Below are 22,272 nucleotides of genomic sequence, written 5' to 3' on the forward strand. Positions count from 1 at the left end.
GTTATATTGCTCCTTTCACGGCTTCAAGCTGTGGTGTTGGTTTCGGCGCCGTGATTCTGGCGTTTGCTGCAAGCTGTGCCTGACGGGAGATTACTGGAGTTTTAGCTTTATGGTCAGCGATCATTTGCAAGAAACGGTCGAATAAGTAGCTACTGTCATGCGGGCCCGGTGCCGCTTCTGGATGATACTGTACGGAAAATGCTGGATAGCGGGTATGTTTAAGTCCTTCGACCGTTTTATCATTGTTATTAATATGTGTTACTTCCAGGTCTGTATTTTCCACAGAATTCTCATTTACGGTGAAACCATGGTTTTGGGAGGTGATGAAGCAGCGTCCGCTTTCCAGTTCTTTTACTGGATGGTTCCCACCGCGGTGACCGAATTTAAGTTTCTCCGTATCCGCACCGCAAGCCAGTGCAAACAGCTGATGACCCAAGCAGATGCCAAAGATCGGGTATTCACCGAGCAGCTCGGAAATGGTTTGAACAGCGTAAGGCACATCTTTAGGGTCCCCAGGGCCATTCGAAAGCTGAATGCCATCCGGGTTCAAGCGGCGAATCTCATCCGCGGTTACATCATGAGGTACTACTACAACATCACAACCACGGCTGTTCAATTCACGCAGAATGCCCGTTTTTGCACCATAATCTACAAGTACGATCCGTTCTTTACTTCCAGGACTGCTATATGCAGTGGTGGTAGACGTACGGGCAACCTGGTTGCGCAGCTCCTCAATGGTTGTGTCGCCCATCATTTCCATGAGTTCTTCCACACGCTTGTTAGAGGTAGTAAGGATAGCCTTCATGGTGCCGTAATGACGAATAATGCGTGTCAGCATCCGCGTGTCAATCTCACTGATCCCAGGAATGTCGTATTCCTTCAACAGGTCGTCAACACTGTATTCAGATCTCCAGTTACTTGGGACTGTCTCGTGACGACGCACTACGAAGCCGTGTACAAAAGGACGTACAGATTCAAAGTCATCCCGGGTAATGCCGTAATTTCCAATCAGAGGGTATGTCATCGTAACGATTTGACCACAGTAGGAAGGATCCGACAGCACCTCCTGGTAACCTGTAATCCCTGTATTAAACACAACCTCGCCTGTCTTTTCACCCTCAGCGCCAAATGCGGTACCTGTAAACAGTGTTCCGTCCTGAAGCAGCAATCTCGCTTGCATTCCCTTCACTCCTTCTTGTTGTTTCTATAATTAATGTCTATTATTTAGTGATTTGCATTCCATACTTCTTTGCCTTCTACCCAAGTCATCACTGGCCAACCTTTAAGCTTCCACCCTGCAAAAGGAGTGTTGCGTCCCTTGCTTGCGAAGGTTCCAGGATCTACTTCCAATTCCTGCTCCAGATCAATCAGTGTCAAATCTGCAGGAGCTCCGATATCTAGCACACCTGTATTCAAGCGGAATACCCGGGCCGGATCGGCGGTCATTCTTTGTACCAGCAGGGACAGATCCCATTTACCAGATTCCACAAAAGCTGTATACAACAGCGGGAAGGCCGTCTCGAAACCAACGATGCCAAAAGGTGCAAGCTGCATGCCTTTGGCTTTCTCTTCCTCGCTATGCGGGGCATGGTCGGTAACAATCATATCCAAGGTACCGTCCAGCAGCCCTTCGATACAGGCTTCAACATCGCGCCGGGAGCGCAAGGGCGGGTTCATTTTCCAATTGGCGTCCATCCCCGGGATATCTTCTTCGGAGAGCAGTAAATGGTGCGGACACACCTCAGCAGTTACTTTAATGCCGATTTCTTTAGCTTGACGGATCAGACGAACCGATTGTTCAGTGCTGACATGACATACGTGGTAGTGAACCCCAGTCGCCTCAGCCAGCAAAATATCACGTCCGACGTGAATCGCTTCGGATTCATTCGGGATGCCCTTCAAACCATGTCGGGTCGCGAACTTCCCTTCATTCACACAAGCACCCTCAACCAGCGAATTATCCTCACAGTGTGCAATAACCGGCATATCCAAGGCTGCTGCGATATACATGGCATCCTTCATCATTTGCGCATTTTGTACACCTACGCCATCATCCGTAAATCCGATTGCCCCCGCTTCCTTCAATGCTGCAAAATCCGTTAACTCTCTGCCCAGCTCATTTTTGGTGATTGCTGCATAAGGAAGCACTTTTACCAGACCTGCTTCACGAGCTTTGTCTTTAACAAATTGCACAATCTCAGGCGTGTCTGTTACAGGCCGTGTATTCGGCATACAGGCGATCGTTGTAAATCCGCCTTTGGCTGCGGAACGGCTTCCAGTTTCCACCGTCTCCTTATGCTCAAAACCAGGTTCGCGAAGATGTACATGCATGTCGATCAACCCTGGAATCAACAGCTTTCCTTTGGCATCGATTATTTCTGTGGCCTCGCCGGCCTCTTGATTGCCGTCCAATACAGCAGAGATTACACCGTCCTGAAGTACAATATGTTTTCGTTCCAGATTACCATCTTTGTTAATAACACTGGCGTTCTTGATAATCACATTCAAAACTCCTTTTGGCCGCGGTAGGCCTCTCGTTATTATATAATAAAAATTCATATTTGTGTATATTTATTAATGACTTTATGTCGGGTTTTTTAGAGTACCGCTCTTTCTATAACCGCCATTCGTACGGGCACCCCGTTTGCCATCTGCGGAAAAATCCTTGATTTACTGCTTTCGACCACAACATCGTCAATTTCTACATTACGATTTACCGGAGCCGGATGCATAATGATTGTACCCGCCCCAAGCTTCGCGGCCCGTTCCTCCGTTAGTCCATACTGCCGGCGGTATTCTTCAGCCGATTGAAGCATTCCAACTGCATGTCGTTCAAGCTGTACCCGAAGCATCATGACCACATCAGCCTTCAGGGCTTCTTCTATAGAAACGTATGGAGCATAAGGCATCAACTCAGGAGCCTTCATATTCTCCGGCGCACAGAACTGCACCTGTGCACCCATTTTGGTCAGACCCCATAGATTGGACCGTGCCACTCGACTATGCATGATATCACCGATGATGGATACCTTTAGGCCTTTTAGCTCCCCAAAAGCTTTAGACATTGTATACATATCAAGCAGCGCCTGAGTCGGGTGTTCGTTATTTCCGTCTCCCGCATTGATAAGCGGAATGGATACCTTCTCTGCTAATTGCTGCAAAACTCCTGCTGGCTTCAACCGTATAACTCCGACATCAATACCCATAGATTCCAAAGTTCGTACGGTGTCGTAGATGGACTCGCCTTTCTCTACACTGGAGGCTGCAGCCGTAAAGTTCAGGACCTGCGCGCCAAGGCGTTTTTCGGCCATTTCAAACGAGAACCGGGTTCGGGTGCTATTCTCAAAAAACATGTTCGACACAAATTTCGATTCCAGCACTGGTGTTAATTTCACAGCCTGGTTATCCCAATATGCCGTTCTGTTCAGCAGTTGTACAATCTCTGTCTGACTCAGTTCCCTCAAGCCCAGCAGACTGCGTTCCTTCACCATGGTTGCCGTCATCATGTTATCGTTCCTCCCGGTTCGAAATAATGTATACTTCGTCCTTGCCGTCATATTCGGTCAAGGCTACTTCAATTTGCTCATGTGTGGAGGTCGGAACATTTTTACCGATATAATCAGGGCGGATCGGAAGTTCCCGATGCCCGCGGTCAGCCAATACTGCCAATTGGATCATTCTAGGCCGTCCGCAATCCATCAGAGCATCCATCGCCGCACGAATTGTGCGACCGGTGTAAAGTACATCGTCGAACAAAATCACCTTTTTATCGTGGATGCCTGTACTGCCGGAAGTGATTGTCAGAATGCTCTTAGCTAGGTTCTGATCCTTAGTTTCACTTAAGCCTTTGCCACCCTCTTCACGGTCATCCCGATAGTGCGTGATATCAAGCTCCCCGTAGGGGATGTCCACACCTTCAATCTCTTTGATCCGTTCAGCTATTCTTTGTGCCAGATACACACCGCGTGTACGAATGCCGATCAGCAAGCAATTTTCGATTCCTTTGTTCTTTTCTAATATTTCATGTGCGATACGCGATAGCGCCCGACGAATTGCTGTTTCATCCATAATGACATTTTTCTCAGTAACCATAATCTCGTCATCCTCCTGCTTGTACGCCTTGTCCAGAGTTCCCGGAAAACAAAAAACTCCTTGCCCAAGGTAGGCAAGGAGTGAAATCCGCAGAATTAAGAAAGATGGCGTGGCCGCGCGCATAAAAAGATTATCCGTATACATACGGATACTCTTCTAAGAGTCGCGAACCTCGATTCACGTTACCTTGCCAGCCTCACGGGACTGAATTAAAGGCGCTATTCATTTAACAGAAGTATGACAGAACTCATAACGTGTGTCAACTCTGTTAACTCAGTTATGCGAACAATGTCATTTTATGAAGCTTACAACGATTAAGATAAGGAAAAGCACGGGAATCCCAAATACAATGGCATAGCCTACATATTTCAGAGGTCCAGGCAGATGGTTTAAATCTATTTTCTTAGGCAGACCACCGGACTCGATTTGCTGAATTAACCTGATTTTTTCATCTTTGTAGCCGGAATTAGAATCAACCGGTACTTCCATCTTCCGCTCGGTTTCATGAATTTTATATGAATCTTTGGAATTCGTATTCATTCGAATCCCTCCTCCAAATGCTAATTATTAACATATTTCTTATCATACCATGGTCGAACTGGAGGCGACACAAGATAAAGCTGGTATACACCACGCAAACCATGCTTCAGGAACGGAATTGTTGTACTTTCGAGTCAATTTCATAATGCCCTGTGAATTAAAGCTGCAGTACTCCAAAAGCATATATTCTATTTTTAAAAATTAGGCGATTTGCTTCTTTTTTGAGATCTCTTGGTTTAGCTTTTCAAGTGCATACTTACACAAGTTGTAGGTGAGACAACTAAGTTCGAAATCCACCCTGGAACGTGTGTTTAACTGACGGCTACCCCCCATATTGAAATAAAGCTTCAAGTAGGCAAATACGCGTTCAATCGCTGTTCGCTTCTTAAATAACTTCTTAAACTTGCTACTTCCACGCGCCGGTGCTGTATACCGGCGAAGGTCTGTTTCGATTCGAATTTTGTGTACTTTCTGGCAACCTTTGTCGCTAAACGTACAGGTTTTACATTCTTTGGGACTTGTGTATTTTAGTGTTCCATATTTTTCATCAAAGCTATCGTAACTGTAGAGATGCCCTTGTTTACAAATCGGACGGCCTTCTTCATCCTGGCCCTCGGGCACTTCTTTCGCGTGCTGAATCATCGGAATTAACGCATAGGCTCCATTCCTTCGAGCCTGCTGGTAGACCGCTCCAGAATCATACCCTTTGTCTGCAAGCACATACTTCACCGTTAATTGAGGAAATTTTTGCTCCAACCCTTTCAGTAAAACAATAGCCAGTCACTGGTCCGATACATGCCCAGAACTAAACAAACTGCTGACTATAAATTGACTTTGCGTGTCTACGAGCAGATTCGCTTTATATCCGTACCAGTACATCATCCGACCATTTCCCCGGGGGTCGCCTTTGCCACCGGTACTGGGATACTGGGGCATCTGAGCCAGCAGTTCATCGTAGCTGACGTCCAGCATTTCTGCTACTTTTTTCTCGAAGATGGTTAAGGATGCTTCGTATGCCGCCATTTGTTCTTCCCAAGCCGCCTTTTCCGTTTGAGGTACCCGTCCACGTTTATTCCGTTTGGGTTTTTCTGGTTTTTCGGGTATTGGGGCGGGCTGTTTTTCTTTAAGTAGGGCTTTGGCTGCTTTTTGGGGTTTTGCTGCCTTTCTGGGTTTCGTTTGTTCTTTTATTTTCGGATGACAATCCCAAGCCTCCAAATGAGAAGAATCCACCGCAAGTGTTTCGCCAGAAATAAACCCCTCCGCAATCGCCTGCTCAACAATCTGGTCCATCACGTTATTCAGCACCCCACACTGGTGCAGTTTTGTTGTAAGTCGTGAGTAGGCGGGACCACTTGGAATTCGATCGGATTCCGTAAACCGGCAACGTTTTCGAAAGGACTCATTGTCATGCAAGCGTCGAATGATATCTTTCACCGAAGGGATACGCTCCATTTTGCCAATCACTAAAGAGTAAATCATCGCCCGAGTATTGAGTTCTTCAGGCCGTCCCCGCACCGTACGTTTGTTAATTGCACGTAGAATCGTATTCATCGGGAGATAGTCCAGTACTGCCACACATTTGGGTTCAGCTTGCATGTTCATTAAATCTTCCATGGAGAATAGCTCTTCTTGTTGTATACTATACATGGGGTCCTCCTTCTTTCTCTCGTTTTGGTGTGGTAACTTAAACTTCGAGAAATTGGGTAGGTACTCCTTTTTTGTGTGCTCAAAATCCCTTATACATCAAGGGTTTTGAATTATGAAATTGACTCCTTTCTGCAGGATTTCAGGTGCAAACCATGCTTCGGAGCGGGATTGTTGTACTTTGTGCAGGATCTCAGGCGCAAACCATGCTTCAGGTGCGGAATTGTTGTAGTTTGTGCAGGATCTCGAACACAAACGGTGCCTCAGGTGCGGATTTGTTGTAGTTTGTGCAGGATCTCGAACACAAACGGTGCCTCGGGAGCGGGATTGTTGTACTTTTTGCAGGATTTCAGGCGCAAACCATGCCTCAGGAACGGGATTGTTGTACTTTCTGCAGGATTTCAGGCGCAAACCATGCCTCAGGTGCGGAATTGTTGTACTTTCTGCAGGATCTCAGGCGCAAACCATGCTTCGGGAGCGGGATTGTTGTACTTTCTGCAGGATTTCGGGAACAAATCCCTCTTTCGTTACATTAGTTCATTCCACAAAAAAGCCTACCGGCAACGGTAGGCTTTACTATTTTATATATTCAAGACATTAAAATTCAAACTCAACGTCACTCAACCGTCTCTGAATTTCAGAGATTACACGTTTTTCTTCCTCTTCACCTTTAGCGATAAAGGTAACTGAGAAACGGACGAAAGATCCGGCATCATCCCAAGGCACACTGGAAATCAATTTCTCCCGAATCAGGAACTGCGAGAAGTCTTCGCCGGATTCAAAACGACGTCCGCCTTTAATACCTTTTGGAGCTTCTACGTAAAGGAAGAAAGAACCCTTTGGCTTTTCTGCTTTGAAGCCAAGGCTGTTCAATGCATCCACGAGCAGGTTATGACGGCGGGAATACTTGGCAGCGATTGCTTCAGTAATCTCAGGATGAGCAAGGCCGTAAGCAGCCGCTTTTTGGATGGCGATGAATTGACCGGAGTCATTGTTATCTTTGATATCGCTGAACGCTTTAACAACAAGTGGATTGCCGGCAACAAAACCAATTCTCCAGCCTGTCATATTATAGGATTTAGAAAGAGAATGCAGTTCTACACCAACATCCTTTGCACCCGGTACAGACAAGAAGCTAAGCGGCTTCAAGCCATCATAGGTCAAGGCTGCATAAGGAGCATCGTGGATGACTACTACATCATACTTTTTAGCCCAAGCTACAACTTCAGCGAAAAATTCAGCAGTCGCACTGGCACCCGTTGGATTGTTCGGGTAGTTCAGATAAATTAGCTTTGCCTTACGGGCAACCTCTTCTGGAATAGCATTCAGGTCAGGAAGGAAGTTATTCTCCTTCTTCAGTTCCACTGTAAACACTTGTCCACCCAAATACTTGGTGTGCGTACCCAACACAGGGTAACCAGGCACTGTCATGATGGTGATGTCCCCTGGATTGATGAAGCAGGATGGCAGCATAGCCAGTGCAGGCTTGGAGCCGATAGAATGCACAACCTCTGTCTCTGGATCGATACCCTCTACACGGAATACTTCCCGCAAATACTCAGCAGCCGCTTTCTTAAATTCAGGAATCCCGTTATCCGAATATCCCCGGTTCTCTTCCTTCAGTGCTTCTTCTGCAAGCTTGGCAACGATGCCTTCATCCGCCATTTCATCGGGTTCGCCCACACCAAGGTCGATTAGCTCAATATCGGGAAAATCCTTCTTCGCGGACGCTTTAGCGCGTTTGATTTTCTCGAATTTGTAGATTGCTGTATCTTTGCCATAGTTCGCTCCGCCGATGCGGTCTGCAAAATTAGTCTGAATAAATGTTTCCTGATATTGTTCAATACTCATAATTGTCGTCTCATCTCCCGGATAATAATAGAAAGCATAGGAGGACTTGCACCTATACTTTCTGATATTTTTAAATATGACGTAAAGTTTCCTTCAAAACCATGGATTAATACTCCATTCATTTGTACTTATCTGCTGCGCAGAGTGAACAAGAGATCTTCCATATCCGCAGGAAGCGGCGCACTGAATTCCATATATTCTCCTGAAGAAGGATGTACAAATCCTAGTACGGCTGCATGCAGAGCTTGACCCGACATCGTTGTCCCTTTGCTGCGTCCATAAATCGGATCTCCAGCGAGCGGATGTCCGATAAACTTCATATGTACACGGATTTGATGGGTACGGCCCGTCTCCAATTGCAGTTCAACCAGCGTACAATCTCCAAAGCGTTCTAATACTGTAAAATGGGTTACGGATTTTTTACTATTCTTCTGTGTCACCACATACAGCTTACGATCATGAGGATCTCTGCCAATTGGTGCGTCCACCGTCCCTTTGTCATGAGAAATATTTCCCTGAACAATGGCAATATATCGGCGTGTCACAGTGTGCTCCTTAAGCTGTGCAGAGAGAGAGGCATGACTCGCGTCATTCTTGGCGGCCATGATGAGCCCGGAGGTATCTTTATCAATTCTATGCACAATCCCCGGACGAATCTCTCCGTTAATTCCCGAAAGATCCTTGCAATGGTACATCAGAGCATTCACTAAAGTGCCTGAAGGATGACCTACAGCCGGATGCACGACCATGCCGCGCTTTTTATTAATAACAATCACATCACTGTCTTCGTATACAACTTCGAGCGGGATATTCTCAGCTACCAGATCCGTAACTTCCGTTTCTGGAACCACAACTGTGACTACTTCCCCTTCCACAAGCTTATGATTGGCCTTGACCGGAGCCCCATTGACTGAGACATGTCCATCATTAATCCATAGCTGTACCTGGGAACGTGAAATATTGCCTTCCCAAGACTCTGTTATATATTTATCTACCCGCTCGCGGGCATGCTCTGCAGTTACAGTCCACTCCGTGACGTCCTTCTCTTCTTCGTAGTCAGATGCCTTAGGATGATTGACGTCTTTATCCAAATTATTCATTCCCTTCTTTGACTTCCTCTATTTCTTTAACGTCGAGAACTTCTTCTCCGCCGCCCTTTAAATCACGTAATGAATCCAAAATAATAAGTGCAACACCTATGACAATACAGGAATCTGCCACATTAAAAATGGGGAACGTATAACTTCCGAAATTAAGTTGCAGAAAATCAACAACCTCTCCAGAAACCAGCCGATCCAAAAAGTTGCCAATCGCTCCACCCAGTACTAAGCCCAGCGCTGTAGGCAGCAACTTTTGTGTCTTTCTAACCTTATTCAAGTACCAGACAATTCCAATGACCACTACAACGGTAACCACGTAAAAGAACCATCGTTGGCCTTCGAGAATCCCAAAAGCCGCGCCGCGATTTCGATGAGAGGTAATTAAAAAGAAGTTGCCGATGACCGAAATTTGTTCCTGAAGCTCCAATCGTGTAGCAATTAGATACTTCGTTCCCTGGTCAATCAAAAATACAATAAGAGCAATCAGATAGTACACCACAGAAGTTGTCACTCCGTTCTTATTTTTCCCGCATTTTGCGGTCAAATACTGTATAAAGACTCGTATATTGTAGCACAGCCCTTAAGAACCCGTCCATTGGGTGGCCACTCCATGAATGGGAAATTTCGATACTATTTTCCAGCGCTAAAATAACCTCCATAAGGTCAACCTAACGAAGAGCATACCGGAACTTAAATCTTGAACCGCTAATTCATATATACCCACAGAAAGGAGCCTGTCTCATTATGAATCATCTAACCTCAGAGCAGCTCTCAAAGCTTCGGGCAAGCCTTGAAGAGATGCAAAAAGATCTCGAGAACAGAATTACGGAGAACGATCATTATGACCTTGATAACTCCATGCGTTATTCGTCAGGCGAACTTACGGAAATCGACAACCATCCCGGTGACGTCGCTACAGACCTCTACCATCGTTCCATGGACATTTCACTCTTGGAAAGGGATGAGCATGAGTTAGTTGATATTAAATTAGCGCTAGCTTCCATGGACAAGGGGACTTATGGAGTTTGTCTAGTGAGCGGTCAACCCATTCCGTATGAACGTTTGGTCGCAGTACCCTATACTTGTTATTCTAAAGAGCATAACCCTCGTCAAGAAAAGCCTATCCAGCGTCCGACTGAAGAAGAGTTTCTTATGCGTCCCTTTGGACGCTCCAGTCTTGATGACCGAGACGATTATAACGGTTTCGATGGTGAGGACGCCTGGCAAATTGTTGAAAGCTGGGGGAACTCAGACTCTCCCGCCATGGCTGAAGGAAACAATATTGATTCCTATAATGAAATGGAGATTGAAGCCGGAGAACCCATAGGGTATGTAGAACCTTGGGAAAACTTCATTGCTACCGATATAACAGGAAAAAATATCACCATCATTCGTGGGACCAGCTATGAGGACTACTTGAACAGTGAAGAGGGAAGTTTCCTCCTTGAACCCAATAAAATAGAAGATCCGGAGTAGCATATGCTGCTCCTTCTTCCATTAAAAAGTCTTAAGTTCCAGCTGGTGCTGAACAATTCGTACAATGTCCGCAATATAATCTCCGATAATCGGCAGATTGAGCGCACCCAAAACCTGAAGCACATAAATAATAGTTGCCGCAAAAAAGGTAAAACCGAGCGCAATCCCCAAACCGCGAGCGGCTCCTGAGAATATATTCAGCCAAATCAATCGCCATGGAGAATGAAGCAATTCCGTATACTCTGCGATGCGTGATTTCTCCATTTGCTGTGCTAACCCGTTTGTAAGACGGTACAACGTATTTATTTTCTCCTCGAGAGGTATATTTCCCAGATCAGATTGATCCTTAATCCCGGTTTCGGGTATTAAGAGTCCCTGCTCCTTCTCGGGTTTCACGACTTCTCCAGAGGTTTTTACAGAAATCCTACTCTTTGCTCCTGAACTTTCATCATTTCCATTCCGACCAGCCACGGCATACGGCCCCTTCCCCGCCCCTGTAGCGCCACAAAGTAAACGAGCCCGGCTCAGGAGTTTCAAGGTACTCTCCTGAAGCACGGAGCTCGTTATTTTGCGCCGAAATATAAAGAGGCTATATTTCCCGCATAAACATAAAAGACTTCTGTTTATACTTGTGCCGCTAGTATATGCCGTTTCCAGACAAGTAATGCAAATTTATGCTTTGATATAAATACCTATCGATTTACCGCCGGCGTCCACAGTCTCGAAAGTATAGTCTCCGCCAAATTCAATAGTGGTAACAAGTACATTCTCACGTAAAACATCCTCAAAAACAGTTACTGCCGCCTTTAGCTCGTCGTCTATATTTAACGTCAAGGCAATTCGCTTATCAATCGGAAGATCCAGACGTTTACGGTAATCCTGCACAGCCCGTACAATTTCGCGTACCCAACCCTCTTGTTCAAGAGCAGGTGTAATCTCGGTGTTAAGGGCTACCGTAATTCCATAACCGGAGGCAGAAGCGAAGCCAGGTTTAGCCTGCTTCTCAACAAGCAGTTCCTCCGCCGTAACTTGCAGTTCATCACCTTCCGGTGTAGCGATTGTGATAACGCCATCCTGTACCGTTTTACGGGTGGAGTCGCTATCCAGTCCTTTAAGTAAGCTTTGGATGAACCCAACATTTTTACCGTATTTTTTACCGGCTACTTTAAGGTTCAACTTCAGTGTGAAATCGACGAACCCGCTATCACTGGTTTCCAGTACTAAGTTCTTGATGTTGATTTCATCCTTAACGATATCCCCGTAGCCTGCAGCGTCGAAGCTGTGATCCATAGATACGATAAGCTCTGACAACGGCTGGCGTGTCTTAATGCCTGTTTCGTTGCGTACATTGCGCGCTAGCTCCACAATCGCTCTGGCACTTTCCATATCCTGCTCCAGGTTCTTATCAATCAAACTCTCGTCGGCAACTGGATAATCTGCTAAGTGAACACTCTCTCCGCCACCCAGGTTGGTGAAGATATCCTCAGACAGCATAGGCGTGAACGGAGCCATCAATGTAGCGGTAGTCAGTAATACCCGTGTAAGTGTACGGTATGCATCAAGCTTATCCTCACCCAGTCCACTTCCCCAGAAACGGTCACGGGAACGGCGGATATACCAGTTACTCAGCTCATCCACGAAATTCTCAATGGCTTTGGATGAATTCACGAAGTCATTTACAGCAAGTCCCTTTTCCACCACAAGAATTAAGCTATTCAGACGGGACAGGATCCAGCGGTCCAACTTATGCTCCGACACCTTGAACGGATGCTCAGCAGGATCATAACCATCAATGCCGGCATAAAGCGTTAAAAAGGCATGTGTGTTGACGAGGGTATCCACAACCTTGGATTTCGTCTCACCCACCAAACTGCGGGAGAAACGTTTATTGTTCCACGGTGCACTATCGGACAAAATCGCCCAACGGAATGCATCGGTACCGTATTCATTCATGATTTCCCACGGGTCAATAACATTGCCCTTGGATTTGGACATTTTTTGACCATTCTCATCCAGGATGTGTCCAGTAGCAATAACAGCTTTGTAAGGAGCTACACCCTTGAATAACGTAGAAACGGCAAGTAAGCTGTAGAACCAGCCGCGTGTCTGGTCAATTCCTTCACAGATCATATCTGCTGGATATTGATCATTCAGATTATCCGCATTCTCAAACGGATAGTGACTCTGTGCAAAAGGCATCGAGCCGCTGTCGAACCAAACGTCGATAACCTCCGAAGTTCGTACCATCACTCCACCTTCGCTGAATGGACTGCGCAGCTGGATATTATCCACATACGGCTTATGAAGCTCAATATCCTCCGGAACGTCAGTAGTAGCCATTTCTCTCAATTCAGCAATACTGTGCGGTGCAAATTCCTTGCCTGTATCTTGGCATACCCATACATTCAGCGGGGTTCCCCAGTAACGGTTACGGCTGATATTCCAGTCTACCAGTTCATCCAGGAATTTGCCGAAACGACCTTCACGAACGTGTCCAGGGTACCAGTTCACACTATTGTTGTTAGCGATAAGCTGATCCTTGATCGCAGTCGTATTGATGAACCAGCTGTCTGTTGCATAGTACAGAAGCGGTGTATCACAACGCCAGCAGAATGGGTAGCTATGCTCATATTTCTCTTTTCCGTACAGCAATCCTTTTTCCGAAAGCATCTTAACAATATCCAAATCGCAATCCTTCACAAAACGTCCGGCAAAATCAGTCACGATGTCCGTGTATTTACCTAAGGTATCCACAACGTTGACGAAGGTGATGCCGTTCTCGCGGCAAGATTTATAGTCATCCTCACCATGCGCCGGAGCCATATGCACAATCCCTGTACCGCTGGCATCGGTAACGAAGGAAGCACCGACGATGATATTACTTTTCTCAGCTTGAATATATCCGAAAGGAGGCTGATAGGTTTTGCCGATAAATTCAGAACCTTTGTGAGTAGAAAGGACCGTATGCTCACCTTTCATGACCTCTTCCACCAGATTCTTGGCAAGGATATACACGCCATCTTCCTGCTGGACCCGTACATAATCCATATCCGGGTTCATCGCCAAAGCCATATGCGCAGGCAATGTCCATGGTGTGGTTGTCCAAGCCAGAACATAGTCGCCGCTGTCATCCAGTTTGAACTTTGCCGTTGCACTGAGATCCTTAACCGTTTTGTAGCCTTGCGCTACTTCATGAGAGCTAAGGGTAGTCTGACAGCTAGGGCAATAAGGGCTTACACGATGGCCACGGTACAGAAGGCCCTTCTCATGAACGGTAGCCAAGATGTTCCACACGCTCTCGATATAGGTATTCTCCAATGTAATATATGGATTATCCAGATCGGTCCAGTAACCAATAGCTTCCGTAAATTCACGCCACTGCTTCTCATAACCAAATACACTGGCTTTACATTTCTGAATGAATTTCTCGACACCGTACTCTTCGATCTCCTGCTTGCCGGAGATACCCAGCTGTTTCTCAACACCCAACTCTACCGGGAGACCATGTGTATCCCAGCCCGCTTTACGAATAACTCGATACCCTTTCATGGTTTGGTATCTTCCGATGAAATCCTTGATTACCCGTCCGAGCACGTGCCCGATATGCGGAGCGCCGTTGGCGGTTGGTGGTCCCTCATAGAACACATAGTTCGGACGTCCCTCTCGGTTCTCCATCGATCTGCGGAACGTATTCTCGTCGCTCCACTTCTTCAGTATGCGGACATCTCTTGCCCGCGCTTTTTCCTTGATATCTACCTTTTGCATGGGGGTCAATCCTTTCAAATAATATTTCACTGAAAACAAAAAAGAGCATCTCTCCACCCCCAAAGGGGCGAGACGACGCTCGCGATACCACCCTAATTCAGTGCTTGAGGTGCTTCCATACAGGAAACAGCCAGTCAGCACGATCTCAGTTCCGCGCCAAAAGTTCAAGCACGGGTCCGGTGTAACGTCCGGCAGACGGCTTAGCTTACGCACGAATGAACGCTTCAGCTAGGCTTCTAGGGGAAGATCTTCCTTCAGGGTCTGAACATCGGCTCTCAGCAATCACCGACTCTCTGGGGAACGCAACCTTGTCGTACTGGTCCCTTCATCGAATACATATGAACATTGTACAGATATGTTCTAGTTATAGCCTCTTTGACTCCAAATGTCAATATTAGAGGTTATTAAGGGGGATAACTTCCCCTATTGGAGTGGAGAGTGAAATAGATGTATTTCATACATTTATTTATTGATTATCCATCGTATGTAATGATTTAATTGCACTAAATACACCTATATAGCTGAGAAGCGGCTTCTTCAGTTTAATAAGTGCTAGATAGTTGTAGAAAGTACACTTATATGAGTTGCTCCTATGAAAAAATGGAGTTTAACTGCACTAAGTGCAATTAAACTCCATTATCATATACCTCTTAAATAACGCCTTCACGGACCTCACGAATTTCACCGCGGCTGTCCAATGCATCCCAATCATCCTGGGAGAGAAGCTCGAGCTGAGCTTCAAGAAGTGTCCGGAATCGAGTCCGGTAGATAGAAGCTTGCTTACGTAGCTCCTCCGTTTCTATCGAAACCTTCCGGGATTTAGACAGTGCCTCATTTATAATCCGGTCGGCATTCTTCTCCGATTCCTTGATGATAAGCTGAGACTCCTTCTTCGCATTGCTTTTCACTTCATCTGCCGCTTCTTGAGCAACGATGATCGTCTTGGAAAGTGTTTCTTCAATATGCACAAAATGATTTAAACGCTCTTGAATGGATAAAAGCTGATTGTGCAGCTCCTTATTCTCACGGATGACGATTTCGTAATCCTTGATCACCTGATCCAAAAATTCGTTGACCTCATCCTCATCATAACCTCGGAAGCGCCGGGCGAATTCCTTGTTATGTATATCGAGCGGTGTTAATGGCATGCTGTATGCACCTCCTAGAATTTCGGACCTCTTCATGCTATTTCATTCAGAGCATCCCCTAGCCTGCCTCTATACAATTATCGGCGTCCGGCTGCTGAAATGTTTGCTGTCTTGAGTTAATGAATTTCGACAATTAACCTCGAATTCCTGCAAGGTGACTATACAAATTTACCAACCTGAACATGATAACGTCCCTTTTTGGTCAACCCGCCTATCTCCATTACCCTGAATCGACCAAAGCCTTGTACAGAAACCATATCGCCTTCCTTAAGCGCGAAGGAAGGATCTTCTTCCACCTTCCAATTCACCCGTACTCGTCCACCCTTAATCGGAACTAGAATCTTGCTCCGGCTCAGGCGGCATACATCTGCAGCAATACCATCTAACCGTAAAGAGGCAACCGTAAAGTCCATCAATTCAAGCTTGCTCTCCATACTGCGGAGAGCAGATAGCGGCAATATCTCCGTACTCACGGATACCCGATGGACTCCATTCAAATGGATAGCCAGATAATCAGCGATATCGGATGTTACGACGGCATGGCAACCGTTCTCGACGACACGAATATCGCCAATTTTACTTCTTTTAATGCCAAGGCCTAGAATGGAACCCATATAATCGCTATGCTCCAAAGCCTGAAACTTTTGTTCGATAGGAGTAATTGCGAGCACCTTCATCTGCATATCCTCATCGCCCAAATCACGATAATCTGGTGCGATGATCGCCCGCCGCCGCTCCGCATCCTGATCTCCGCCTTCCCATCTGACGATAACGTCGGGGTGACGGTTAACCAGGCTTTGCAGAATATAGCCCTGCCGCGGATCTAAGAAATCGGTCAGCTTGACCTCATGATACTCTCCTGCATGACTAACCCATTCCCAGGCCCTGTCCACAAATTGCCGTTCATCCGGGTGAAAGTGGCCGTAGACTTCGTTCTTCATCCTATTAGCCTATAAAGTATCTCAGAACTGACTTTAATCCGCCTGCTGCAAACTCCAGCACAATTAATGCGATGAAAGGCGAAATATCAAGCGTTCCGAAAAGGGGGGGGATAATCTTACGAAATGGCTTTAGATACGGTTCGACCAGCTTGCTTAACAGCTCCCCGATGAAAGTATCACGCACATTAGGCAGCCAGGACATCAATACATAGAAAATAATCATGTAAAAATAAATATTGAACAGTATATTAATAATCGAATTAACTTGATCCAAAACCCGTTCACCTCATTCTGTTATAATCTTGTTCGTCACCTAGGATTTCAGTAATGGAGCCTTGAATTTCAACTGTATCCGGTGTGCACATAAATATATTTCCCCCAATTTTGGAGATTCCTCCACCAAGGGCATATACGGTACCGCTGATAAAATCAATAATTCGCATCGCTTGGTCATTGCGTACACGCTGCAAATTGATGACAACCGTCCGGTGCGCACGGAGATGGTCGGCAATTTCCTGAGCCTCATCATACGAACGGGGCTCATACAGTACAACCTTCACATTTTTTTGCGAATGAATACTGACTACATTGCCAGCACGTTGGTTTTTGCGGGTCTCTACAGGTACAGGTTCAAAATCTTCCTCATCACGAGAAGAAATTTGTTCCCGTTCTACAATCTCTTCTTCCTCCTGCAAACCCAAAAAGTTCATAAACCGGTTCATCACACCCATCACGATCCCTCCTCATGGCCTACTAATACCGTGCCCAGGCGAACCCAGGTGGATCCTTCTTCTATAGCTACTTCAAAATCATTTGACATTCCCATAGACAGTTCAAGTATCGGGTGAGGTGTAAGTGCCTGTTGATTCAATTGATCGCGCAACTCGCGTAACCCCCTAAATACAGGACGGGTAAGCTCCGGATCTTCCTCAAAAGGAGCCATTGTCATGAGCCCAATAACTTTTACACGGTCCAACTCTGATATACTCCGCAAAAAGGCAGGAACTTCCTCCGGTGCCAGACCATATTTGCTATCTTCGCCCGAAATGTTAACTTGAAGAAATACATTAACGTCAATTCCTGCCGTCTTTGCTTTTCTTTGCAGCTCCTGCGCCAGAGAGAGCCGGTCCAAAGAATGTATATATTGAAATTTGCCGATAACGTCCCTGACTTTGTTAGTCTGTAGATGCCCGATAAAATGCCAAATTCCTTGATCTCCGAGTGCTTCCCATTTACTCTCAGCATCCTGCCAGCGGCTTTCGCCGATATGCTCCATAGAGGCTTTCAGTACAGACGCAACCATATTCAAAGATACATATTTCGTAACCGCAATCACATGGACATCACTTGGATTCCGGCCACTTGCCTTACAGGCTTGCTGTATGCGCTCATTAACTCCGGCTATTCTCTCCTGCAACGTCAAGGCCAAAATTCAACTCTCCTTTATTCCGATCCAGCTCGTCATTCTTCCTGTAACACCGTTTTCCTTACGATAGGAAAAAAATAAATCAGGATTACAGCTTGTACACCAAGTTGTACATTCGATATGAGTCGGCAATATTCCTGCTTTTATCATAATGCGTTGGTTCAATTCTTTCAAGTTAAGCATGCTTTTGTCACCATTTGCTTCGGATTGTCTATATACACTTTCCGAAAATGGAGTTACCCCCTCCGAGGATTCCTCCAGTAGGTGAACATGCTTCATGACCTGATCATTGACCTCGTAACAGCAATCTCCGATTGAAGGTCCTATAGCCGCTAAAACATCCTCGGCACAGCTTCCGTATACCTCGCTCATTTTACTTACCATAGCAGCAGCGATTTCCGCCACAGTCCCCTTCCAGCCCGCGTGAGCCAGCCCTACTGCCGAGCGTACCGGGTCATAGAAGTATAACGGGACACAATCGGCGTAAAAGGAAGTCAGCAGCACACCTGGTACATTGGTGATCAACCCATCCGTATCTGAAAAGGCCGAAGTTCTGTCTCGACTCCCACGCCCACGATCCTTGAGATCGACTACAGCAATGTTCACTCCATGAGTCTGTTCCCCGCAAGTCCAGTCTTCCAGTTGGAAGCTGAGGCTCTCAGCAAGAGTTCTACGGTTGCTTATAACATCCTGCGGATCATCACCCACATGAAAAGCACAATTGAGACTTTCATAAGGCGCCTTGCCGACCCCACCCTGCCTGCTCGTAAATCCGGCAGTGATCGCTGCATGCTCTTGATGCCATAGTTTTAGACGGAATAAGCGCGGTAACCCATCCTCCAACACAAACGGTTCCATATTCTCACCTCTGAAATCAGTGTACCACAAGAAGAACTCGGCCCTAAATCCTTTATATAATAATACCCTTTGCTGGCAGCTCGTAAGCTTACCCCGGTTCATCATGCAAAAAAAGGCGCACAGGCTAATATGTGCGCCTTTCGTTACGATCTACACGTTCGAGATATACCGTCTCCCGCTGCTCCTCCTGATATGGATTTCGCAGTTCTTCCATTTTTACCAACACCACATCGGAGCCGATTTTAACAATATTTCTCCAAGGAATAATGAGGTCTGACCCGCCGCCAAACAGTCCCATAAACCGGGTATAACCAGGTACCACAATAGCCTCAATGACGCCCTTTCTTAAATCCAGTTCCAGGTCGCTGATCTGTCCCAGACGTTTACCATCTACAATGTTAATGACGTCTTTAGTCTGAAAATCGGATATTTTCATTTTTTTGCCTGCCGCTAAGGATTCCTGACTCACTTCGCCACCTCTGTATCTTCAGACGTATTAATAAATATATGATTATAAAGCTTGGCAACATGTCATTTTTAGCGCCATCCCGAAATAAGATTTTCAATAAGAAAAGGCGATCCTTTTTTAGGGGATCACCTTAGGATTTATCACTTTGGAATGTTCTTAAGATTTCACATACTTCTGCATTTGTTGAATGGCTGACTTCTCCAGACGTGAGACCTGAGCCTGGGAAATACCGATTTCATCGGCAACCTCCATTTGGGTTTTGCCTTCAAAAAATCGCATGGAGAGAATTCTCTTTTCCCTTTGCCCCAGTTTTCGCATAGCTTCACGCAAGGCAATTTCTTCAATCCAGGAGACATCCTTATTCTTATCATCGCTAATTTGATCCATTACATAGATCGGATCTCCACCGTCATGATAAATCGGTTCAAATAGGGAAACCGGATCCTGAATCGCATCTAGAGCAAAGACAACATCTTCCTTGGGCACGCCCAGGGCCTCGGCAATTTCTAACAATGTCGGTTCTCGTGAATTCTGATTCGTAAGGCTGTCACGCACTTGAAGGGCCTTGTAGGCAATATCCCGAAGTGACCTCGAGACTCGAATCGGATTGTTATCACGTAAATATCGGCGAATTTCACCTATGATCATCGGTACTGCATATGTGGAGAATTTAACATTCTGCCCCAGATCAAAATTATCGATGGCTTTCATCAGCCCGATGCAACCTACCTGAAACAAATCGTCTACGAACTCACCGCGATTGTTAAATCGTTGGATTACGCTTAGTACAAGTCTCAAGTTGCCATTAACCAATTTCTCTCGGGCGGATCGTTCGCCCTGCTGCTGCAGTGAAGTGAATAACAGCCGCATCTCCACATTCGTAAGAACGGGTAGTTTGGATGTATCCACACCGCAAATCTCGACTTTATTTCGGGTCATGATGATTTACCTCCCAAGGAGAAACATTACTGTACATTATCTCCCGGGGGGGCCATTTTATTCCTTACCGATTTCTCTTTACACCATCTTGTTGAACTCTTTGCGCAGCCGCTTGATTATTCTTTTCTCCAGTCTAGAGATGTAGGATTGGGAAATACCAAGCAGATCCGCCACATCCTTTTGTGTTTTTTCTTCCCCGCCGCGCAGTCCAAAACGAAGCTCCATAATCAATCTTTCTCTTTCGCTCAGCTTTTCCAGCGCCTTTTGCAGCAGTTTACGATCCACCTGTTCCTCAATATTACGATAGATCGTATCATTCTCCGTACCCAGTACATCTGACAGCAATAATTCATTGCCATCCCAATCAATATTCAGTGGTTCATCAAAAGAAACTTCACTCCGAGTCTTACTGTTACGCCGCAGGTACATCAAAATTTCGTTCTCGATACAGCGAGAGGCGTAGGTGGCCAGCTTTATTTTTTTCTCAGGGTCGAAGGTATTAACTGCCTTTATCAGCCCTATTGCTCCTATGGAAACCAGATCCTCGATGTTTATTCCCGTATTCTCAAATTTACGTGCAATATAAACGACTAGCCGTAAATTACGTTCAATCAACATCGCCCGAACCGCTGCATCACCGCTAGATAGCCGCTGGAGCAAGTACTCCTCTTCTTCACGCGTCAAAGGGGGAGGCAAAGCCTCACTCCCCCCAATATAATAAATTTCCTGGCTTTTCAATCCCAGCAGAAAAAGCATTCGGTAATATTGCAATTGCATAGCAATTCTCCATTTGACCATCATTGTTCCTCCTTCAGGAAGTGCAGGTTCGCTTAAGTTCATGCGGAGTATATTCTTGCAAGATCATGACGTCATCACCGCATCTTTACTCTCCGATTGGGTTAGATCCGGATGGATAATCGCCCTGTATGCTCCGTCTCCGGACAGTGTTCCGCCATCCAGTCCAATTAGTACTCTTTTGCTATAAAAGGTATCTTCACCTAGCTTTATCGTTACAAGGTCGGGCTTCAATGCGAGCATGAATGAAGATCCGCGGTTAACGCCGCGGTAAGGCACAAGCCGCATCCTGTCCTGCCATGCAAAGGACTGCCCGTCCGTTTCTAGCAACAGTCTGTCCGCCCCGTCCTGAGTCAGCCTACCTTTCCAAGAAGCCGGTAGATGACCCTCCCATAGAGAAGCCTCCATGACCATTACAGGTATACGAGTCAAAGGATCGTATAGCCGATTCCCGGTATCCAAGAGCCCGGAGCAAACCACACGCACCCCGCCGATTTCCACTTCCACCTCTCCGATGTAAGTCTCAAGCCTCTCCCTTCTTACACGGGAGGAATTCACCATTTTGAAACCAATCAGGACTAGAGGCAGTATTGCGAGAATGAACCAAAAGCCAATTTTTATCCGGTAAGCATAACCTCCTGCAGCAGTGAACATGATTCCATTCCAAATATCACCCGAGCTTTGCAGCAAATAGTGAATGCCCAGAATCCCGCCTGCCGCTGCAAAGTTAATCATATAAAACGCTCCCATAGTTCGGAGATAGCTTTGCAAGCTAACAAAGCCGAATGCAATCCATAGCATAAACACCGACAGACCAAATTTGATCACGAAGGTATAAAGGAAGGACAAATCCGGTACAAACATCATTACTACGTAGAGCGCACCGACCAAAGCAGAAAGACAAAGACGCCACCAAGGCATCCTAAGCTTCAACATCCAACCGGTAAGCCACAACAAAATTCCGTCGATCAGTAGATTAGCGGCAAATATCAAGTCAATATAAACTACCAGGACATTCACCTGCCTAAAGCGGAAGTGTAACCAGAAGCATAGAGTAAACTTTCTTTTTTGGACGATATGATTAGTATAGAAAGTCTCGTATTCAAAGTCTGTCTAAACCTAGGGGCATACCAGCGGTTTTTTTGTCGAGTTTTCGGTGGTTTTTTATATTCGCAAAAAAAAGCACCGTGATCCCTTAGTAAATACTAAGAAATTACGGTGCTTTATA

Annotated in this window: 24 protein-coding genes; 2 read left to right on the plus strand and 22 right to left on the minus strand. The window is 46.0% G+C overall.

Going from position 1 to position 22,272, the window contains the following annotated elements; all coding sequences use genetic code 11:
- Position 1 precedes the first annotated feature (1 nt).
- From carA to lspA, 10 genes are all read right to left on the minus strand, one after another.
- Positions 2–1,180, minus strand: coding sequence for a glutamine-hydrolyzing carbamoyl-phosphate synthase small subunit (gene carA / locus PWYN_RS25535; RefSeq protein ID WP_052088410.1), 1,179 nt, complete (start codon positions 1,178–1,180; stop codon positions 2–4).
- A gap of 44 nt (positions 1,181–1,224) precedes the next feature.
- A complete protein-coding gene (locus PWYN_RS25540; RefSeq protein ID WP_052088412.1) occupies positions 1,225–2,559 on the minus strand; it encodes a dihydroorotase in 1,335 nt (444 codons plus the stop codon).
- A gap of 38 nt (positions 2,560–2,597) precedes the next feature.
- A complete protein-coding gene (locus tag PWYN_RS25545) occupies positions 2,598–3,506 on the minus strand; it encodes an aspartate carbamoyltransferase catalytic subunit (RefSeq protein ID WP_036657819.1) in 909 nt (302 codons plus the stop codon).
- 1 nt (position 3,507) lies between these two features.
- The gene (gene pyrR / locus PWYN_RS25550; RefSeq protein WP_036659184.1) at positions 3,508–4,092 is read right to left on the minus strand and encodes a bifunctional pyr operon transcriptional regulator/uracil phosphoribosyltransferase PyrR; all 585 of its coding nucleotides are present in this window, start codon (positions 4,090–4,092) and stop codon (positions 3,508–3,510) included.
- A gap of 291 nt (positions 4,093–4,383) precedes the next feature.
- On the minus strand, positions 4,384–4,632 hold the full coding sequence (locus PWYN_RS25555) for a hypothetical protein (RefSeq protein WP_036657821.1): 249 nt from the start codon (positions 4,630–4,632) through the stop codon (positions 4,384–4,386).
- A 201-nt stretch (positions 4,633–4,833) separates the two neighbouring features.
- The gene (locus tag PWYN_RS30200; RefSeq protein ID WP_240479833.1) at positions 4,834–5,388 is read right to left on the minus strand and encodes a transposase; all 555 of its coding nucleotides are present in this window, start codon (positions 5,386–5,388) and stop codon (positions 4,834–4,836) included.
- Positions 5,389–5,412: 24 nt separating this feature from the next.
- Positions 5,413–6,279 (minus strand): transposase, encoded by an 867-nt coding sequence (locus PWYN_RS30205; RefSeq protein ID WP_240479834.1) that lies wholly within the window; start codon positions 6,277–6,279, stop codon positions 5,413–5,415.
- A gap of 594 nt (positions 6,280–6,873) precedes the next feature.
- A complete protein-coding gene (locus tag PWYN_RS25565; protein WP_036657824.1) occupies positions 6,874–8,127 on the minus strand; it encodes an LL-diaminopimelate aminotransferase in 1,254 nt (417 codons plus the stop codon).
- A 128-nt stretch (positions 8,128–8,255) separates the two neighbouring features.
- The gene (locus PWYN_RS25570; protein ID WP_036657827.1) at positions 8,256–9,227 is read right to left on the minus strand and encodes an RluA family pseudouridine synthase; all 972 of its coding nucleotides are present in this window, start codon (positions 9,225–9,227) and stop codon (positions 8,256–8,258) included.
- Positions 9,220–9,726, minus strand: a complete 507-nt coding sequence (gene lspA / locus PWYN_RS25575) for a signal peptidase II (protein ID WP_036657829.1) — start codon at positions 9,724–9,726, stop codon at positions 9,220–9,222. Before lspA ends, PWYN_RS25570 begins: the two co-directional genes overlap by 8 nt.
- A 245-nt stretch (positions 9,727–9,971) precedes the next feature.
- Here lspA and PWYN_RS25580 point away from each other — a divergent pair, with 245 nt between their 5' ends.
- On the plus strand, positions 9,972–10,703 hold the full coding sequence (locus PWYN_RS25580; protein WP_036657831.1) for a TraR/DksA C4-type zinc finger protein: 732 nt from the start codon (positions 9,972–9,974) through the stop codon (positions 10,701–10,703).
- 21 nt (positions 10,704–10,724) lie between these two features.
- Here PWYN_RS25580 and PWYN_RS25585 read toward each other — a convergent pair whose 3' ends face one another.
- The gene (locus PWYN_RS25585) at positions 10,725–11,027 is read right to left on the minus strand and encodes a DUF5665 domain-containing protein (protein ID WP_420805830.1); all 303 of its coding nucleotides are present in this window, start codon (positions 11,025–11,027) and stop codon (positions 10,725–10,727) included.
- A gap of 244 nt (positions 11,028–11,271) precedes the next feature.
- Between PWYN_RS25585 and PWYN_RS30825 the strand changes: the two genes are divergently transcribed.
- A complete protein-coding gene (locus PWYN_RS30825) occupies positions 11,272–11,391 on the plus strand; it encodes an OapA N-terminal domain-containing protein (protein WP_476703796.1) in 120 nt (39 codons plus the stop codon).
- On the opposite strand, the gene ileS is transcribed toward PWYN_RS30825, so the two are convergent.
- The 11 genes from ileS to spoIIGA form a co-directional block, all read right to left on the minus strand.
- Positions 11,376–14,468 carry an isoleucine--tRNA ligase gene (ileS, locus tag PWYN_RS25590; RefSeq protein WP_036659186.1) on the minus strand — a complete coding sequence of 1,031 codons (3,093 nt, stop codon included), beginning with the start codon at positions 14,466–14,468 and terminating at the stop codon, positions 11,376–11,378. The two genes, PWYN_RS30825 and ileS, sit on opposite strands and share 16 nt — an antisense overlap.
- A gap of 650 nt (positions 14,469–15,118) precedes the next feature.
- Positions 15,119–15,616: a DivIVA domain-containing protein gene (locus PWYN_RS25595; RefSeq protein ID WP_036657835.1), complete on the minus strand. Its 498-nt coding sequence runs from the start codon at positions 15,614–15,616 to the stop codon at positions 15,119–15,121.
- 158 nt (positions 15,617–15,774) lie between these two features.
- Positions 15,775–16,557: a YlmH family RNA-binding protein gene (locus PWYN_RS25600; protein ID WP_036657838.1), complete on the minus strand. Its 783-nt coding sequence runs from the start codon at positions 16,555–16,557 to the stop codon at positions 15,775–15,777.
- Between the two features lie 4 nt (positions 16,558–16,561).
- The gene (locus PWYN_RS25605; protein WP_036657841.1) at positions 16,562–16,831 is read right to left on the minus strand and encodes a YggT family protein; all 270 of its coding nucleotides are present in this window, start codon (positions 16,829–16,831) and stop codon (positions 16,562–16,564) included.
- A gap of 7 nt (positions 16,832–16,838) precedes the next feature.
- Positions 16,839–17,288 (minus strand): cell division protein SepF, encoded by a 450-nt coding sequence (locus PWYN_RS25610; RefSeq protein ID WP_036657845.1) that lies wholly within the window; start codon positions 17,286–17,288, stop codon positions 16,839–16,841.
- Entirely contained in the window at positions 17,288–17,980 is a 693-nt protein-coding gene (locus tag PWYN_RS25615; protein ID WP_036659187.1) for a YggS family pyridoxal phosphate-dependent enzyme, read from the minus strand. The genes PWYN_RS25610 and PWYN_RS25615 overlap by 1 nt, the downstream gene beginning before the upstream one ends.
- Positions 17,981–17,989: 9 nt before the next feature.
- Positions 17,990–18,841 carry a peptidoglycan editing factor PgeF gene (pgeF, locus tag PWYN_RS25620; RefSeq protein ID WP_036657848.1) on the minus strand — a complete coding sequence of 284 codons (852 nt, stop codon included), beginning with the start codon at positions 18,839–18,841 and terminating at the stop codon, positions 17,990–17,992.
- A gap of 124 nt (positions 18,842–18,965) precedes the next feature.
- Complete coding sequence (locus PWYN_RS25625) at positions 18,966–19,277, minus strand: YlmC/YmxH family sporulation protein (protein WP_036659188.1); 312 nt, start codon at positions 19,275–19,277, stop codon at positions 18,966–18,968.
- Positions 19,278–19,466: 189 nt separating this feature from the next.
- Positions 19,467–20,249: an RNA polymerase sporulation sigma factor SigG gene (gene sigG / locus PWYN_RS25630; protein ID WP_036657850.1), complete on the minus strand. Its 783-nt coding sequence runs from the start codon at positions 20,247–20,249 to the stop codon at positions 19,467–19,469.
- A 78-nt stretch (positions 20,250–20,327) separates the two neighbouring features.
- The gene (gene sigE, locus PWYN_RS25635; RefSeq protein WP_036657853.1) at positions 20,328–21,050 is read right to left on the minus strand and encodes an RNA polymerase sporulation sigma factor SigE; all 723 of its coding nucleotides are present in this window, start codon (positions 21,048–21,050) and stop codon (positions 20,328–20,330) included.
- Positions 21,051–21,110: 60 nt separating this feature from the next.
- Positions 21,111–22,055 (minus strand): sigma-E processing peptidase SpoIIGA, encoded by a 945-nt coding sequence (spoIIGA, locus tag PWYN_RS25640; RefSeq protein ID WP_036659189.1) that lies wholly within the window; start codon positions 22,053–22,055, stop codon positions 21,111–21,113.
- Positions 22,056–22,272 lie beyond the last annotated feature (217 nt).

It is taken from the genome of Paenibacillus wynnii (genome assembly GCF_000757885.1).
In the GTDB taxonomy this organism is placed as follows: domain Bacteria; phylum Bacillota; class Bacilli; order Paenibacillales; family Paenibacillaceae; genus Paenibacillus_AQ; species Paenibacillus_AQ wynnii.